Here is a 16,634-nt window from a genome sequence, read left to right as displayed (position 1 = left end):
CCGTTTGGACCAACCCATGCAAAACATCAGTGTGAACCAGTATCTGCGCGACCATATCCGCACCGTGCCGGATTGGCCCGCACCCGGCATACAGTTCCGTGACATCACGCCGCTGCTGCAGGACGCCAAGGTATTCCGGGTGTTGATCGATGCATTCGTGCACCGCTACATGTCGGCAGATCGTCGCCCCGATGTGGTTGCCGGCCTGGATGCACGCGGCTTCATCATCGGAGCTGTCGTGGCCTATGAGCTCAATGTGGGCTTTGTGCCCATCCGCAAAAAGGGCAAGCTGCCCTTCACCACGGTGGAAGAGACTTATGAACTGGAATACGGCAGCGCCACGGTGGAGTTGCATACCGATGCGGTCAAGCCAGGTCAGCGCGTGCTGCTGATTGATGACCTGATTGCCACTGGCGGCACCATGATGGCCGGACGCCGTCTGTTGGAACGTCAGGGCGCAGTGGTGACCGAAGGTGCGGCCATTGTGGATCTGCCGGAACTGGGCGGCTCGGCCAAGTTGCGCGAATCCGGGCTGTCACTGTTCACGCTGGTGGACTTTGCCGGGCATTGAGGGCGGCGAGGTCGCCAACAACCCGACGCTAGTTGAGCCCACCAAATTGCGAAGGACCCAAAGGTGAATTCGCATCAAACGGCTCGGTATCGCTGAAGTCCGGCTCAGGCGCCGGATTGCGCCTGCCAGAACGCACCACCTCGCCCGAACGAGCTGGCGCGGCACCACTTGCGGCAGCGGCTACAGCCCGCTTGAATGCCAGCACTTCGTCAACGGACACCTCTTCGTCCGAAGAGGGCGTTCGGGATTGCGGGGCAAGTGGCGCAACTCCCGGGGGTGTGGCGGGCCTCGCTGCCGCCTTGGGCACTGGCGCAGCTTGCGCCATCGACGGGGATGCCGGTCGGACACTCACCATGTCGTTCACCCGCCAGTAGACGGCAGTGACCAGCATATCAAAGCGCTCCTTGGCGCTACGGGCTATGGCGCCTTCCATGTTCACAAAGCGCTCCGGATCTGTCATGTAGTCCCGCGGCACGTCCACCATGATCAGGTACTGGCGACCACTGGAATCTAGTGACAGCACCTTGAACTTGTAGGTGGAAGAAAGAATGCCCGAGGCCGTCATGCATTCGCGCACGATGCCATACAGCAGCTCCCGGCGTTGCATGCGTTCACTCTTGCGGCTGTTGCTTGGAACAGTCTTGTCGGTGGACTGGTATTGCAAGGGCAGGGTCGCGTCGGAGGCACCCAGATCAGAAGGCGGCACCGAGGCCGATTCAGTGGCCGTTTTCCGTTTTCCAAACCAGCTTAAGAAGGACATAGATGTATGGAGTAAGCGTGTCCCAGCAGTGTAGGACAGATCACTTGCCAATACAAAACTGCGAAAAGATCACGCCCAGCAGATCGTCCGAGCTGAACTCACCGGTGATCTCACCCAAAGCGCCTTGCGCCAGGCGCAATTCTTCGGCCAGCAAGTCCAGGGACTGGGCATGGGCGGCCAAATGGTCCGCTGCAAGCTCACAGTGGTGCTCGACCCGCCGCAGTGCCTGAATGTGCCGTTCCCGCGCAATGAAATTGCCGCCGCTGGCAGGCCCCCATCCTGCGGCTTGCAACAGGGCCTGACGCAGCGCATCCAGTCCGCTGCCAGTCTTGGCGGAGAGTGTGATGCCTGCCTGACCCTGCGAATTCGGCGCTGCATCTGCCTTGTTCCAGACTTCTATGACGGGAACACCGGTTGGCAGCTTCGCCTGCAAGGTCTGGGCAATGACAGCATCACCAGACAGGTAATCAGTCTGGGTCGCACGTGTCAGGTCGTGCAGAAACAGCACCACGTCGGCGGCGGCAATCGCTTCCCAGGCGCGGGAGATGCCAATCTTCTCCACCACATCTTCGCTCTCGCGCAAACCGGCGGTATCGATCACGTGGATGGGTACACCTTCGATCTGAATGGTCTCCTGCACGCGGTCGCGCGTGGTGCCGGCAATGGGCGTGACGATGGCCAACTCCGCACCCGCCAAGGCATTGAGTAAGGATGATTTGCCCGCATTGGGTTGACCGGCAATCACGACTTGAATGCCTTCGCGCAGCAGGGCACCCTGGGACGCCTTGGCAAACAATTCCTTTAGCGATGACTGAATGCGTTCCAGCTGTCCGGCTGCATCCGCCTTTTGCAGAAAATCGATCTCTTCTTCCGGAAAGTCCAGCGTGGCCTCCACCAGCATGCGCAAATGGGTTAGGGCGGCCAGCAGGGCGTGAACCTCCTTTGAAAAGGCTCCAGACAATGATTGCGCAGCACTGCGCGCGGCGGCCTCGGTGCTGGCGTCAATCAGATCAGCAATTGCCTCGGCCTGCGCCAGATCAATCTTGTCGTTCAGGAATGCGCGTTCGGAAAACTCTCCCGCTGTCGCCAGGCGCAGCCCGGGCAACACGGGCAAATTGCTGGTGGCGCCCACCTGCGCTGCCACCTGCAGACAACGTGCAAGCAGCAATTGCAGCACCACCGGCCCTCCGTGGGCCTGCAACTCCAGCACATCCTCTCCGGTGAAGGAATTCGGGCCAGGGAAGTAAATGGCCAGACCGCGGTCTATCGCAATGCCGTCGGCATCACTGAAGGGCAGGTACAGGGCCTCGCGGGGAGGCAGAGAACGGCCGAAAAAGGCCTGGACAAAAGGTGAGAGCTGCCTGGCACTGATGCGCACAATGCCCACCGCCCCTCGGCCGGGCGCGGTGGCAATGGCCAGAACCGGATCGTGGTGACGTGGCAGCATGGTGCGCCACTAGACAGTCAGCGATCCGGCTCCGCCCATCAGAACTTGGGCAGATTGAACTTGGGCGGCACACCCATGCGGGTGTTGATGATCCATTGCTGGGCAATGGACAGCACGTTGTTGGTGATCCAGTACATCACCAGGCCCGATGGGAAGAAGAAGAACATCACGCTGAAGGCCAGCGGCATGATCCACATCATCTTAGCTTGCATGGGGTCTGGTGGCGCAGGGTTCAACGAAGTCTGCAGCAAGGTGGTCAAGGTCATGACCAGCGGAAGGATGTAGAAAGGATCAGGTGCCGAGAGGTCATGGATCCACAGTGCCCAAGGAGCGTTGCGCATTTCCACGGTGGACAGCAGCACCGAGTACAGCGCGATGAATACCGGGATCTGGATCATGATGGGGAAGCAGCCACCCATGGGGTTGACCTTCTCCTCGCGATAGATGCGCATCATTTCCTGCTGCATCTGCTGCGGCTTGTCCTTCAGACGCTCGCGCATTTCCATGATCTTGGGGTTGATGGCTTTCATCTTGGCCATGCTGGCGTAGGCCTTGGCATTGAGCCAATAGAAAGCGATCTTGAGCAACAGCACCAGGGCCACAATCGACCAGCCCCAGTTCTGGATGAAGCTGTGCAGCTTGTCCAGCAACCAATACAAAGGCTTGGCCAGAATCGTCAGGCGACCATAGTCCTTGAGGAGTTCGAGGCCAGGGGTGAGCGCTTCCAGCATTTTTTCTTCTTGCGGCCCCACGAACAGCTTGGCATCCACCACCTTGCTGGCGCCAGGAGCCAAAGGCTCGAGCGGCGCCACCATGGTCGCGCGGTAGCAGCAATCCGCCACAGAGGCACCGATGTCCACAGCGTCCATGGACAGATTGCGTTGCACGCCATCGGGCAATATCCAGGCACTGGCGAAATAGTGCTGCACCATGGCGACGTAGCCATTGGAGCTGCTGGGCTCAAAGTCTGCCTTGTGCTTCTTGATGTCGGAGAAGTCCACTTTCTGGAACTTCTTGGCTTCCGTGTAAACGGCAGGTCCGGTGTAGGTCGAATAGAAGGACGAGCCGCCAGCGGGCTTGTTGCCGTCACGTACCAGCTGCAGGTACAGCTGTGCCGACTGCGGATTGGCAGAGGTGTTGATCAGCTCGTGCTTGACTGCAATATCGTAGGCTCCGCGGCGCAAGGTATAGGTCTTGACCAGCTTGATGCCGCCCACGTCGGGCGAGGTGAACTGGATCACAAGTTCGTTCTGGCCATCCTTGAGTTCATGCGGGCCGCTGGCTGTCATCACCGTCTTATGGGTGGGAAATGCCCCTCCAGCAGCTCCGGCCACCACGCCCGACTGGGCCATGTAGACGCGATCCTTGCTGTCGTCCAGCAGTACGAAGTTCTTGGTCTTGTCTTCGGTATCGGCGTACTTCAGCAATTCGGCACGCACCAGGGAGCCACCTTCGGTGTCCATAGTGAGCTTGAGCACGTCCGTGGTAACGACAAACCGCTCTTTGGGTGCCGCGGGCGCAGCATCAGCTGCCGCCGGTACCGTGGCCTGACCTGCCACAGGTGCTGGAACAGCGCCATCCTTACCTGCGACGGGCTTACCGTCCGCCGCCTTGGGCGCACTGGCCTGCACGGCAGGTCCGGGGAAGAAAGTGGCCCGTTTGCCATTGGCGACCTGCCATTGATCCCAGAGCAGAACCATGGAGAAGCCAAAGATCACCCACAAAATGGTGCGGCGGATATCGTTCATGAGGGTTTCTTTTCAGACGGAGAAATCAGACGGCCAAAAAGCCGGGGGGGTTCAGTAGGTACCGGGTCGGAGCCGCCAGCACACCAGGGATGGCATCGCACCAGACGAGCCGCCGTGAGATAGCTTCCGGCCATCGCACCATGCTGCTCAAGCGCCTGCAGGGAGTATACGGAACATGTGGGCTCGAAACGGCAGGCAGAACCCAGCCAAGGGCTCAACAGCAGACGGTAGGCCTTGACCAGGCTGATCAGCAACCACTGCACGCGTCAGCCTCTGGTTAAATGGGTGGAGGGCACTGTGCAGGCCCTCTCGAACAGACTCAGCAATTCTGTGCGAACAGCCGCCTTGAGCGCATCCGATGTGGCACTGACAAACTGGGCACGGTCAAAGCCGGCGCGCAAGCGTACGACGTGGGCGGCGACGCTCAACTGCGGCTCGAATTGCGCGCTCACGCTATAGATTTGCCGTTTGATGGTGTTTCGTGTGACTGCGCGCTTGGCCCAGCGTTTGGGGACCATGGCTCCCAACCAGACGCACTTCTGCGGAAAGAGCGGCAACTGCCCTTGCTCCGTTGACGGGGCCGCCACCAGGCCTGCACTGTGCAAAGCAAAATGGGCAGTGCGGGCGAGGGTCTTGCCCGCCAGGACTGCCTGAAACTGGGGCCGTGTTTTCAATCGTTGCACGTTGGAGCACACCGAAACTGAAACCCCTTGAGACAAAGCAAGTGCCCCAAGAATTGGCCGATCAGAATTGCCAGTGGGTTGGCTTAGACGGCCAGGCGCTTGCGGCCCTTGGCACGACGCGCGTTGATCACGGCACGGCCACCGCGAGTCTTCATGCGAACCAGAAAGCCGTGGGTACGGGCGCGGCGGATTTTGGAAGGTTGGTATGTGCGTTTCATTTGGAATCTCTACTCTGGACCCCGACAACGATCAGGGAAACCGAAGATTATCGCAAACTTTCTCAATTGCGGCAAGGGCTTGGACGGGATTGTGGTTCTGACTTGGCAACAAGGGCATCAAAATCAGGAATGTGGATAACGCTTTGATAAATTACAATGCGACTCCTAAATAAGTAGAACTATCCACAGAAACCTAGAACAAGAATGAGCACGGGACTAAGCTCTGGCAGCCAGCCTTCGGCTGCCCGCGACATCGGCCAGAGCCTGTGGCAAAGCTGCATTGACCAGCTCGCCCAGGAGTTGCCCGAACAGCAGTTCAACACCTGGATCAAACCCCTTCAGGCCCAGGTGCAGGAGGACTTCTCCAAGGTCACCATCTATGTGGCCAACCGCTTCAAACTGGACTGGATCAGGGCGCAATACAGCAGCCGTATTTCCAACATGCTGGAAAAGCTTTACGGCCAGCCAGTTCAAGTTGAGTTAGCCATTACTCCTCGGGAAACCGTTGCCAGGACTCAAACTGCCGTTGCCAGTACGGAAGCCATCGCATTGGAGGAAGTCACCGAGATTGGCGAAGAGCGATCCAACGGGACCCCCAAGAATCGCCTCAACAGCATGCTCACTTTCGAGACGCTGGTGGAGGGTACAGCCAACCGCATGGCACGCGCCGCAGCCATGCATGTGGCCACCATGCCAGGGCATTTGTACAACCCGCTGTTCATCTATGGCGGCGTTGGCCTGGGCAAGACCCACTTGATGCATGCAGTGGGTAACCGCTTACTTGACGACAAGCCTGGCGCGAAAGTTCTCTACATCCATGCAGAACAGTTTGTTTCAGATGTGGTTAAGGCCTATCAGCGCAAGACTTTCGATGAATTCAAGGAGCGTTACCACTCGCTCGACCTGCTGCTGATCGACGATGTGCAGTTCTTTGCCAACAAGGATCGCACACAGGAAGAGTTCTTCAATGCGTTCGAGGCGCTGCTGGCCAAGAAGTCCCACATCGTGATGACCAGCGACACCTATCCCAAGGGGCTGACGGACATCCACGAACGCCTGGTATCGCGCTTTGACTCCGGCCTGACCGTGGCCATTGAGCCGCCGGAGCTGGAAATGCGGGTAGCCATTCTGATCAACAAGGCGCGTGCCGAAGGATCGGAAATGCCCGAGGAAGTGGCCTTTTTTGTTGCCAAGAATGTGCGCTCCAACGTGCGCGAGCTCGAAGGCGCCCTGCGCAAAATCCTGGCGTATTCCAGGTTCAACCAGAAAGACATCTCAATCGCCTTGGCGCGCGAAGCGCTGCGCGACCTGCTGTCGATCCAGAACCGCCAAATATCGGTGGAAAACATTCAGAAGACCGTGGCCGACTACTACAAGATCAAGGTCGCGGACATGTATTCCAAGAAGCGTCCGGCCAGCATCGCGCGGCCCCGCCAGATTGCCATGTACCTGGCCAAGGAACTGACGCAAAAAAGCCTGCCGGAAATTGGCGAGCTTTTTGGTGGACGGGACCATACCACCGTGCTGCACGCGGTGCGCAAAATTGGTGGCGAACGCCAACAAATGACCGAGCTGAATCAGCAATTGCACGTGCTGGAGCAAACGCTCAAGGGTTGATTGCTAAAAACAAGCTTCCGTGCCGGTGAAATGCTGCATAAAACAGCGAAAATGGCGGGATTTACCAAATAGCAGCCAGTTTGACTGGCAGTAGCAAAGTCTGAGACTCTGAAAGAGGTTGAAATGATCGTATTGAAGGCAACGCAAGACAAAGTGCTCTCGGTTCTGCAATCGGTTGCGGGCATCGTTGAGCGGCGCCATACCTTGCCGATTCTTGCCAACGTACTGCTGCGCAAGTCTGGCACCTCGATCCAGCTCACCACCAGCGACCTGGAAATCCAGATCCGCACCACGGCCGAACTGGGTGGCGACACCGGCAACTTCACCACCACCATTGGCGCACGCAAGCTGATCGACATCCTGCGCACCATGCCTTCGGACCAGACCGTGTCGCTGGAATCCAGCCAGAGCAAGATCATCCTCAAGGGTGGCAAGAGCAAGTTCACTCTGCAGACCATGCCGGCGGAGGACTTCCCGTTGGTACAGGAATCCGCCAACTTCGGCCCCGCGTTCAGCGTGCCGCAAAAGACCCTGAAGGACCTGCTGGGCCAAGTGGCGTTTGCCATGGCGGTGCACGACATCCGCTATTACCTCAACGGCATCCTGTTTGTCGCCGAAGGCAAGCAGCTCAGCCTGGTGGCCACCGACGGTCACCGCCTGGCGTTTGCCTCTGCCACGTTGGATGTGGAAGTGCCCAAGCAGGAGGTGATTCTGCCGCGCAAGACCGTGATCGAACTGCAGCGCCTCCTGAGCGATGCGGATGGTGCCATTGAAATGCAATTCGCCAACAACCAGGCCAAGTTCACCTTCGACGGCATGGAGTTCGTGACCAAGCTGGTCGAAGGCAAGTTCCCCGACTACAACCGCGTTATCCCCAAGAACCACAAGAACCAGATCACACTGGGTCGCACCGCGCTGCTGGCCACGCTGCAGCGCACGGCCATCCTGACCAGTGACAAGTTCAAGGGTGTGCGCCTGAACATTGATCCGGGCTCGCTGCGTGTGGCATCCAACAATGCCGAGCAGGAAGAAGCCGTGGACGAACTGGACATCGACTACGGCGGTGACAGCATTGAAATCGGCTTCAACGTGACCTACCTGATCGACGCGCTCACCAACATGAGCCAGGACATGGTGTCCATCGAACTGTCCGACGGCAACAGCTCCGCGCTGTTCACCATACCTGACAACGCCACCTTCAAGTACGTGGTCATGCCCATGCGGATTTAAGGCCGCAAGCCACAGGCGCCCTTTGACGCAAACCCCCGCCCCGCGGGGGTTTGGTCATTCAAGAGTTTGAGATTTTGTAAGAGAAGTAAGCCATGACTGATAGCAACAAGCCTGATTCCACCCCCGAAAACACGGACGCAGTGCACACCGGTGAGGGCGGCGCGGAGAGTTCCAACTTCCAGCCCACCATCGACGCGCACCAGGCAGGCGCATCAGAAGCCTATGGCGAGGGCTCGATCCAGATTCTCGAAGGCCTGGAAGCCGTGCGCAAGCGCCCTGGCATGTACATCGGTGACACGTCTGACGGCACCGGCCTGCACCACCTGGTGTTTGAAGTGGTGGACAACTCCATCGACGAGTCGCTGGCAGGCCACTGCGATGACATCCTGGTCACCATCCACTCCGACAACTCGGTGAGCGTGGTGGACAACGGCCGCGGCATTCCGACCGGCGTGAAGATGGATGACAAGCACGAGCCCAAACGCTCGGCGGCCGAAATCGCCCTGACCGAGCTGCATGCCGGCGGCAAGTTCAACCAAAACAGCTACAAGGTGTCTGGCGGTCTGCACGGCGTGGGCGTGAGCTGCGTGAACGCGCTCTCCAAGATGCTGCGCCTGACCATTCGTCGCGATGGCAAAGTGCATGTAATGGAGTTCAGCAAGGGCTTTGTGCAGAACCGCATTGTCGAGACACAAAACGGCGTGGAAGTCTCGCCCATGAAGGTGATCGGTGAAACCGAGCGACGCGGCACCGAGGTGCACTTCCTGCCTGACACCGAAATCTTCAAAGAGAACAACGACTTCCACTACGAAATCCTGAGCAAGCGCCTGCGCGAACTCAGCTTCCTGAACAATGGCGTGCGCATCCGCCTGAAAGACGAACGCACGGGCAAGGAAGACGACTTTGCCGGTGCCGGAGGCGTGCAGGGCTTTGTGAATTTCATCAACAAGGGCAAGACCGTCCTGCACCCCAACGTGTTCCACGCCATGGGCGACCGCCAGAGCGATCAGGGCACCAACATCGGCGTCGAAGTGGCCATGCAATGGAACAGCGGCTACAACGAGCAGGTGCTGTGCTTCACCAACAACATTCCCCAACGGGACGGTGGCACCCACCTCACCGGCCTGCGTGCAGCGATGACCCGCGTCATCAACAAATACATCGACGAATCCGAACTGGCCAAGAAGGCCAAGGTGGAAGTGTCCGGCGACGACATGCGTGAAGGCCTGACCTGCGTGCTCAGCGTCAAGGTGCCCGAACCCAAGTTCTCCAGCCAGACCAAGGACAAGCTGGTCTCCAGCGAAGTGCGTGGTCCGGTGGAAGACATCGTGAGCAAGCTGCTGGCCGACTATCTGCAGGAGCGTCCCAACGACGCCAAGATCATTGTCGGCAAGATCATCGAGGCCGCGCGCGCCCGCGAAGCCGCACGCAAGGCGCGCGACATGACGCGACGCAAGGGCGTGCTCGACGGCATGGGCCTGCCCGGCAAGCTGGCGGACTGCCAGGAAAAAGACCCGGCCATGTGCGAAATCTATATCGTCGAGGGTGACTCCGCCGGTGGCTCCGCCAAGCAGGGCCGTGACCGCAAGTTCCAGGCGATCCTGCCGCTGCGCGGCAAGATTTTGAATGTGGAAAAAGCTCGCTACGAAAAGCTGCTGACCAGCAATGAAATTCTCACGCTGATCACCGCCTTGGGTACCGGCATCGGCAAGGCCGGTGGCAGCACTGGCAACGACGATTTCAACGTTGCCAAACTGCGCTACCACCGCATCATCATCATGACCGACGCCGACGTTGACGGCGCCCACATCCGCACCCTGCTGCTGACCTTCTTCTACCGCCAGATGCCCGAGCTGGTGGAACGCGGCCACATCTACATCGCGCAGCCGCCGCTGTACAAGGTCAAGGCCGGTAAGGAAGAGCTCTATCTGCAAGGCCCCAGCGAACTCGACAGCTTCCTGCTGCGCATTGCACTGGTCAACGCATCGGTCTATACCGGCGGCCCCAACGGCACCACGCTGAGCGGCGACACGTTGGCCGAGCTTGCACGCAAGCACCAGGTGGCGCAGAGCGTGATTGCGCGCCTGCAAAACTTCATGGATGCCGAAGCCCTGCGCTCGGTGGCCGATGGCGTTGCGCTCAATCTGGACACCGTAGCCGACGCCGAAGCCTCAGCCGCTGCTCTGCAGGCCAAGCTGCCCGACGCCGAAGTAGCGGGCGAGTTTGACGTGCGCACCGACAAACCCATTCTGCGCATCAGCCGCCGCCACCACGGCAATGTGAAGAGCAGCGTGCTCACACAGGACTTCGTGCACGGCGCCGACTACCACGCCTTGGCCGATGCGGCCAACACCTTCAAGGGCTTGCTGTCCGAAGGCGCACGCGTCATGCGCGGTGAGGGCGAGCGCCAGAAGGAAGAAAAGGTCAACGACTTCCGCGAAGCCATGGCCTGGTTGATCGGTCAGGCCGAGAGCTCCACCAGCCGCCAGCGCTACAAAGGCTTGGGAGAAATGAACCCCAGCCAGCTCTGGGAAACCACCATGGACCCCACCGTGCGCCGCCTGCTACGCGTACAGATCGACGACGCCATCGAAGCCGATCGCGTGTTCACCATGCTCATGGGCGATGAAGTGGAGCCGCGCCGCGACTTCATTGAAACCAATGCGCTGAGGGCGGGCAATATTGACGTTTGAGACTGTTGGGGTCTTCGCCTGAAGAGGACATTAAGCCGCTGAATTTAGAAGCTGGACCAGTCGCCATCTGCATCACCAGTTGCAACGACCGTCTTCTTCGCCTGTCTTCCAATCATAGGCACCCGCGCTGTTGCAGTTGGTGTCGACTGCTCGGCAGTTGCGGATGATGTGTGAGCCCGCTCCACGCTCCACACATTGGCATGCTGCAGACTCGGGGCAACGCTCAAGTCTGGCTGAGCTCCCAACTGGAACACGCTCACTGCTTGCACAAGATCTTGCGCCTGCCCCTTCAGACTCGAAGCAGCGGCAGCCATCTCTTCCACCAGCGCCGCGTTTTGCTGTGTAACGCGGTCCATTTGCTGAACAGCCTCGCCGATCTGCACGACGCCTTGGCTCTGCTCGGTGCTGGCCGCGCTGATCTCTCCCATGATGTCCGTCACCCGGCGGATGCTGGCCACCACCTCGGTCATGGTCTCCCCTGCTTGGTCTACCAATAGGGTTCCTTGCTCTACGCGCTCCACGCTGGCGTTGATCAGTGTCTTGATTTCCTTGGCGGCATCTGCGCTACGGCCTGCCAGGCTACGCACTTCGGAGGCCACCACCGCAAAGCCGCGGCCTTGTTCGCCGGCGCGAGCCGCTTCTACCGCAGCGTTCAGCGCCAGAATGTTGGTCTGGAAGGCAATGCCGTCAATCACGCTGATGATGTCGGCAATCTTGCGCGAACTGTCGTTGATACCCTTCATGGTGTCCACCACCTGAGCTACTACATCGCCACCCTTGACAGCCACGCTGGACGCACTCTGCGCCAACTGGTTTGCCTGGCGGGCGTTGTCGGCGTTCTGTCTGACTGTGGAGCTGAGCTCTTCCATGGAAGCTGCGGTCTGCTCCAACGCGCTGGCCTGGCTTTCGGTCCTAGAGGACAGGTCCTGGTTACCGTGGGCAATCTGACTTGAAGCGGTGGCCACACTCTCTGAGCCCTGGCGCACTCGGAGGACAACCTTGACCAGGCTCTCTTGCATTTCCTTGATTGCAGCCACCATGCTGGTGGTATCGCCTGCCTTAGTGCCAATTACATTGCGCAGGTTGCCATTTGCAACCTCCTTTGCAAATCTCCGCGCATCGACAGGCTCGCCTCCCAGCAGGTTTGTCAAATCTCGCAAAATATACAGTGCCAACGCGACTGCGATCATCACGCCAATCAGAACAAGACCCATCATCAGCAAACGCGCTGAATCATAAGTTTCCTGAGCGTCAGCGGCGGATTTGTCCGCCCCATTGTTATTGAGATCAACCAGCTTGCCTAGAGCCGCCAAGTACGCACTAAAAGCCTCGCGTGACTCGCCCCGGAATACTTCCCTTGTAGCAATCGCCTGAGACTCTCGTTCACGTGACAGTTTGATCAGGCGTGCCTGCACAGCGAAGTAGACATCCATCTTACTTTTGCTTTCATCGTAGAGTTTCTTTTCCTCAGGCGAAGAAATACGTGAAAGATAGTTGGCGACTTCTTTTTCCAAAAGGTTCTTGCCATCGCCCATGGCTTTTTCCGCCAGAAGCATTTCATCTTCTGTAGCGGAAAGCACATGATCTGCTTCAGAATGACGTATCAGGCTGGCGATATCACGCATTGATGTAGCCACCTTCACATTTGGCAGTCTGCCAGCGACAATCTCAAGCGTCCGCTCGTTGATGCTGCGCATGTTGAATATTCCAACGAGCCCCAGTATCAAAGTCAGGAAGATCAGTATCAAAAAAGCTGCGCCCAGCTTGTGTGCGAGTTTCATCAGTTTAGGTTCCGAATTATTTGGGAGCAGCAAGCGTCACGTCATACCCAGATGCAGCGCCATGACCTGCAAATCCGGCACGCAAGATCCAGATGGATCGTCATGCCGGATTTGCGGAGATTCACCAACTCACTGATCGGCCAAATTTCCAGACTTCAAATTTGCCTTGACCAGTTCCGGCAACCCTTTCAGGAATTCATCAGGGTTTGTATACAGCTGGTCGTAGTAACGCTTCACATCACTCTTCTTTACCGGGAGCATATGCAATAGCGCTTGCTTCGGATAGGGCTTTCCTTGCAGGAAGTCAACGGACACCTGCACCGCTTCACCCAGCTCAATAGCTGCGTTTTGAAGATTGGTGCTGATCATGCCGCCAGCCTCCACTTCGCGCATTCCGTCCTTGATTCCATCAATACCGGCCACAGGAATCTTTCCGTACAGCCCACGCGCCTTCAGGGCTTGAATGGCGCCGATTGCCATGTCGTCATTTTCCGCAATGACACCGTTGACATCCTTGCCAAATCGAGACAACCAGTCTTGCGTCACGTTGTAGGAAAGCGTTCGATCCCACTTGCCGGGTTGCATTGCCAGAACCTTGATTCCCTTGGCCTTACTCAACGCTTCCTTGATACCTGCACTTCTATCCACCTCGGCAGACTGCCCTATGGGCCCCTGCAAGACGACTACATTGCCTTTGCCCCCCAGTGCATCTATGACTTGCTGCGCAACCTCCCGGCCTGCTTGCACATCGTCTGGCCCAACGTAGGAGGTCAGCAAGGCGTCACTGGGAGCGTGTATCGCCATATTCACACCCACCACAGGAATACCCGCCTTTTTAGCGGCTTCCAACTGGGGTTGCAAAGTTGCTGAATTGACGGCGCCCACGATGATCAAATCCACCTTGCGATTGATGAACTGCTGGATTTGTGAAATCTGCGTGTCTACATCCATGTTCGCGCTAACCCACAACAGCTCTACGTTGTTTGCAGCTGCCACTTTCTCTGCACCTTGCTTGCCCCATGCCACCCACGATGGCATCCCGTACATAGCAAAACCGATGGTGGGTTTCTTTGCGTCAGCATGTGCTCCAAACGGTAGAGAAGCGACGAGTGCAACTGCCAAAGAAGCTGCAGCCAACTTTCCTGAGAATGTTTTTGTCTCCATTGCATTTCCTTAAGTATTTTTAATGTGTCTTTGAATGAGTGATAGAAGGTAGGTTGTTGAATGTTTCCCGGTTAAGTCTCCTTTTTGTTGACGTATGAATCGATGAATACAGCAAAAATAATGATGCAACCCTTGACGATGTTTTGATAGAAGGGGGAGACGTTCAGAATATTCAACCCGTTGTCCAGCACACCAATGATCAAGATGCCAAAACATGTGCCAATCAGGGTTCCTCGTCCTCCAGTCAAGCTGGTTCCGCCGATTACGGCAGCTGCGATGGCATTCAATTCGTAACCCGACCCGGTAGTGGGAATACCAGCTGTAACGCGTGAAGAAAGAATGATTCCGGCAAGAGCCGCCAACACGCCACTTACAACATATACGGAAGCTCTGACCAGGTTGACTCGGACTCCTGCCACGCGTGCCGCCTGTTCATTACCCCCCACCGCGTACAAGTGCATTCCTAGATGTGTCTTGGACAGCACGATGTGCGATAGCACCAACACCACAACCATAATCACTATGGGAGTAGGAAGTGGTCCGACACTGTCTGAGATCGCAAGGAAGCTGTTGGATAGACCTGATATGGGTTGTCCGTCGCTCAAGACAGATGCCACGCCGAGAACCACCGTCATCGTGCCCAATGTAGCCACAAATGCCGGGACCTTGGCATACGCAATCAGTGCCCCGTTGACCGCGCCAACACAGGCACCTGCGAATAGCCCGGCGGCTATTGCCAACACGGTGTAGGTGTGGCCATCGTGCTGTGCCACGGTGGCCGCCACCACTCCTGCCAGGCCCACGATACTTCCAATCGAAAGATCAATCCCGCCGGAGAGAATCACAAAGGTTGCGCAGGTTGCAAGCAACGCATTCGTGGATATCTGCAGCAATATCACCTCGAAATTTGACAGCGTCAGGAACTCCTTGCTGGAAGCTCCTAACACCGCGAAAAAGCACACCATAAAAATGGCAAGCAGGTACTTGAGGAGGAAGCCCTTCCAATTAACCCGCGCATGTTTTTTCGGCTTCATAGTTGCTTCGATGCTCATGTTCATGTCCAACGTTTCGCTTTTAGCGTTCATCTGATGCTCCCATTGCAAATCTGAGAATGGTTTCCTGATCCAGTTCATGGCGTCCCAATTCGCCGACTATCTTTCCCCCCCGAAACACCAGTACGCGGTGACTCAAGTGCAGGAGTTCTGGCATATCCGAAGAAGCGAGAATGATGCTGACGCCCTTCTTGGCAAGCTCCACGATTTGCCAGTACAGATCCACACGGGCTGCGACGTCTATGCCTCTTGTCGGCTCATCCAGAATCAGTACTTTGGGCGGTGTATCTATCAGCCAACGCGCAAGCGCTATCTTTTGTTGATTTCCGCCGGACAGATGACCGACCATTTGCCCAAGGCCATTGAACCGAACGTGCGTTGTCTGGAGGGCTGCTGTTGCCGCCTGTCTGCGTCGGGTCCGCTCCAGAAGACCCCATCGATTCCGGAAGCATCGAATGTTGGGCAGCGTCATGTTGTCCAGCACGCTCATGGCCGTCAATATGCCGGCGAGCTTGCGATCTTCGGGAACCATGGCCATGCCGATCTCGATGCTGGCAAGTACGTTTCCCTTTCGCAGCTCGACCCCATCGACTTCGATCGCGCCCTTTGACGAGCGGGTACCGAATATCGCCTCCAGCATTTCGCTTCGGCCTGCGCCTACCAGTCCACCCAACCCTAGAATTTCCCCCTTCGCCAGCGTGAAGCTGTTTTGGGCCTCATAACCCGCAACTTGCAGATCCCGCACAGCAAGCACGGCAGGGGCATTCTTGGCTACCACGCCCATTTCCGGAAACGTCTTTCCGACTTCCCGGCCAACCATGGCACGTATGATTTCGCGTTCCTCTATATCCTGTGCACGACGTTGGACAATGAGTTTTCCATCTCGCAGAACAACCACGTTGTCCGCGATGATTTCTATCTCTTCCATCCGATGCGTTGTGTAAAGAATGCAAGCGCCCTTCATGCGTAGTTGTCGTATGACCTTGAACAGGTTCTCGGACTCTCTGGAGGAGAGTGATGAGGTGGGCTCATCCATCAAGACGATGCGTGCGCTGCGGGACGTGGCCTTCACGATTTCAACCATTTGGGTGGCCGCAACGTTGAGCTTGCGCATGGGAGTACACGGATCTATGTCTACGCCCACCTTCTCCAGCATGTCCTTCGCAGTCTTGATCATCTGCTTGCGCATGAGGAATCCATAGCGATTCCTGATTTCGCGTCCGATGAGGATGTTCTCGTAGACCATCATGTCCGGAATGGGTAAAAGTTCCTGCGGAATGATGGAGATTCCCGCATCAGCCGCAGCTATCGGATTGAAGTGACTCATCCGCTCGCCATAGATCTTCAACTCTCCACCGTCAGGCGCTATCTGCCCGATCAAGATCTTGAACAATGTGGACTTTCCGGCTCCGTTTTCCCCTGCAAGAATGGTGACGCTGCTGGGTTCAAATGAAGCCGTCATGTCATTGAGCACAATGACACTGTCATACTTTTTGGTGATGTTGGTGCACTCAATCGCCGCAGCACCGTCTCCTTTGCGCAGGGGAGGTAAGGCACTCCGACTTTCAATGTCTGGGGCTTTCATGCAATCACCTTCCTTTTCCGGACATGCGTTAACGTTCATCATGGGTTCATCCTCTGGAGGCAGGTGGTAAAGCCTTACCACCCGA

Annotated in this window: 14 protein-coding genes; 4 read left to right on the top strand and 10 right to left on the bottom strand. The window is 57.4% G+C overall.

Annotation, left to right across the window (positions count from 1 at the left end; translation table 11 throughout):
* Positions 1 to 16 precede the first annotated feature (16 nt).
* On the top strand, positions 17 to 571 hold the full coding sequence (locus AC1RMF_RS15365; protein ID WP_342620202.1) for an adenine phosphoribosyltransferase: 555 nt from the start codon (positions 17 to 19) through the stop codon (positions 569 to 571).
* Positions 572 to 599: 28 nt separating this feature from the next.
* Here the strand turns inward: AC1RMF_RS15365 and AC1RMF_RS15360 are convergent, their stop codons facing one another.
* The 6 genes from AC1RMF_RS15360 to rpmH form a co-directional block, all read right to left on the bottom strand.
* Positions 600 to 1,277: a hypothetical protein gene (locus AC1RMF_RS15360; RefSeq protein WP_342620201.1), complete on the bottom strand. Its 678-nt coding sequence runs from the start codon at positions 1,275 to 1,277 to the stop codon at positions 600 to 602.
* Positions 1,278 to 1,371: 94 nt separating this feature from the next.
* Positions 1,372 to 2,778 carry a tRNA uridine-5-carboxymethylaminomethyl(34) synthesis GTPase MnmE gene (mnmE, locus tag AC1RMF_RS15355; RefSeq protein ID WP_493142511.1) on the bottom strand — a complete coding sequence of 469 codons (1,407 nt, stop codon included), beginning with the start codon at positions 2,776 to 2,778 and terminating at the stop codon, positions 1,372 to 1,374.
* Between the two features lie 38 nt (positions 2,779 to 2,816).
* Complete coding sequence (yidC, locus tag AC1RMF_RS15350; protein ID WP_493142509.1) at positions 2,817 to 4,526, bottom strand: membrane protein insertase YidC; 1,710 nt, start codon at positions 4,524 to 4,526, stop codon at positions 2,817 to 2,819.
* Positions 4,523 to 4,789 carry a membrane protein insertion efficiency factor YidD gene (gene yidD / locus AC1RMF_RS15345; protein ID WP_342620198.1) on the bottom strand — a complete coding sequence of 89 codons (267 nt, stop codon included), beginning with the start codon at positions 4,787 to 4,789 and terminating at the stop codon, positions 4,523 to 4,525. Before yidD ends, yidC begins: the two co-directional genes overlap by 4 nt.
* A gap of 3 nt (positions 4,790 to 4,792) precedes the next feature.
* Entirely contained in the window at positions 4,793 to 5,209 is a 417-nt protein-coding gene (locus tag AC1RMF_RS15340; RefSeq protein ID WP_342620197.1) for a ribonuclease P protein component, read from the bottom strand.
* Positions 5,210 to 5,292: 83 nt separating this feature from the next.
* Positions 5,293 to 5,427 (bottom strand): 50S ribosomal protein L34, encoded by a 135-nt coding sequence (gene rpmH / locus AC1RMF_RS15335; RefSeq protein ID WP_006299042.1) that lies wholly within the window; start codon positions 5,425 to 5,427, stop codon positions 5,293 to 5,295.
* 204 nt (positions 5,428 to 5,631) lie between these two features.
* Here rpmH and dnaA point away from each other — a divergent pair, with 204 nt between their 5' ends.
* The 3 genes from dnaA (at position 5,632) to gyrB (ending at position 10,967) form a co-directional block, all read left to right on the top strand.
* Entirely contained in the window at positions 5,632 to 7,044 is a 1,413-nt protein-coding gene (gene dnaA / locus AC1RMF_RS15330) for a chromosomal replication initiator protein DnaA (RefSeq protein ID WP_342620196.1), read from the top strand.
* 123 nt (positions 7,045 to 7,167) lie between these two features.
* Positions 7,168 to 8,274 (top strand): DNA polymerase III subunit beta, encoded by a 1,107-nt coding sequence (dnaN, locus tag AC1RMF_RS15325; protein ID WP_342620195.1) that lies wholly within the window; start codon positions 7,168 to 7,170, stop codon positions 8,272 to 8,274.
* 92 nt (positions 8,275 to 8,366) lie between these two features.
* Complete coding sequence (gyrB, locus tag AC1RMF_RS15320) at positions 8,367 to 10,967, top strand: DNA topoisomerase (ATP-hydrolyzing) subunit B (RefSeq protein WP_342620194.1); 2,601 nt, start codon at positions 8,367 to 8,369, stop codon at positions 10,965 to 10,967.
* 44 nt (positions 10,968 to 11,011) lie between these two features.
* On the opposite strand, the gene AC1RMF_RS15315 is transcribed toward gyrB, so the two are convergent.
* From AC1RMF_RS15315 to AC1RMF_RS15300, 4 genes are all read right to left on the bottom strand, one after another.
* The gene (locus tag AC1RMF_RS15315; protein WP_493142506.1) at positions 11,012 to 12,748 is read right to left on the bottom strand and encodes a methyl-accepting chemotaxis protein; all 1,737 of its coding nucleotides are present in this window, start codon (positions 12,746 to 12,748) and stop codon (positions 11,012 to 11,014) included.
* Between the two features lie 129 nt (positions 12,749 to 12,877).
* Positions 12,878 to 13,912, bottom strand: a complete 1,035-nt coding sequence (locus AC1RMF_RS15310; protein ID WP_493142504.1) for a substrate-binding domain-containing protein — start codon at positions 13,910 to 13,912, stop codon at positions 12,878 to 12,880.
* Positions 13,913 to 13,983: 71 nt separating this feature from the next.
* Complete coding sequence (locus AC1RMF_RS15305; RefSeq protein WP_493142502.1) at positions 13,984 to 14,964, bottom strand: ABC transporter permease; 981 nt, start codon at positions 14,962 to 14,964, stop codon at positions 13,984 to 13,986.
* Positions 14,965 to 14,986: 22 nt separating this feature from the next.
* Positions 14,987 to 16,591, bottom strand: coding sequence for a sugar ABC transporter ATP-binding protein (locus tag AC1RMF_RS15300; RefSeq protein WP_493142500.1), 1,605 nt, complete (start codon positions 16,589 to 16,591; stop codon positions 14,987 to 14,989).
* Positions 16,592 to 16,634: the final 43 nt, after the last annotated feature.

The organism is Rhodoferax sp. GW822-FHT04A08 (assembly GCF_058801025.1).
This window is presented reverse-complemented; position numbering and strand designations above follow the sequence as displayed.

Coding starts and splice junctions, on each gene's coding strand:
- AC1RMF_RS15365 (WP_342620202.1), top strand. CDS start 17: ATGCAAAACATCAGTGTGAACCAGTATCTGCGCGACCATATCCGCACC.
- mnmE (WP_493142511.1), bottom strand. CDS start 2,778: ATGCTGCCACGTCACCACGATCCGGTTCTGGCCATTGCCACCGCGCCC.
- yidC (WP_493142509.1), bottom strand. CDS start 4,526: ATGAACGATATCCGCCGCACCATTTTGTGGGTGATCTTTGGCTTCTCC.
- rpmH (WP_006299042.1), bottom strand. CDS start 5,427: ATGAAACGCACATACCAACCTTCCAAAATCCGCCGCGCCCGTACCCAC.
- dnaA (WP_342620196.1), top strand. CDS start 5,632: ATGAGCACGGGACTAAGCTCTGGCAGCCAGCCTTCGGCTGCCCGCGAC.
- dnaN (WP_342620195.1), top strand. CDS start 7,168: ATGATCGTATTGAAGGCAACGCAAGACAAAGTGCTCTCGGTTCTGCAA.
- gyrB (WP_342620194.1), top strand. CDS start 8,367: ATGACTGATAGCAACAAGCCTGATTCCACCCCCGAAAACACGGACGCA.
- AC1RMF_RS15315 (WP_493142506.1), bottom strand. CDS start 12,748: ATGAAACTCGCACACAAGCTGGGCGCAGCTTTTTTGATACTGATCTTC.
- AC1RMF_RS15310 (WP_493142504.1), bottom strand. CDS start 13,912: ATGGAGACAAAAACATTCTCAGGAAAGTTGGCTGCAGCTTCTTTGGCA.
- AC1RMF_RS15305 (WP_493142502.1), bottom strand. CDS start 14,964: ATGAGCATCGAAGCAACTATGAAGCCGAAAAAACATGCGCGGGTTAAT.
- AC1RMF_RS15300 (WP_493142500.1), bottom strand. CDS start 16,591: ATGATGAACGTTAACGCATGTCCGGAAAAGGAAGGTGATTGCATGAAA.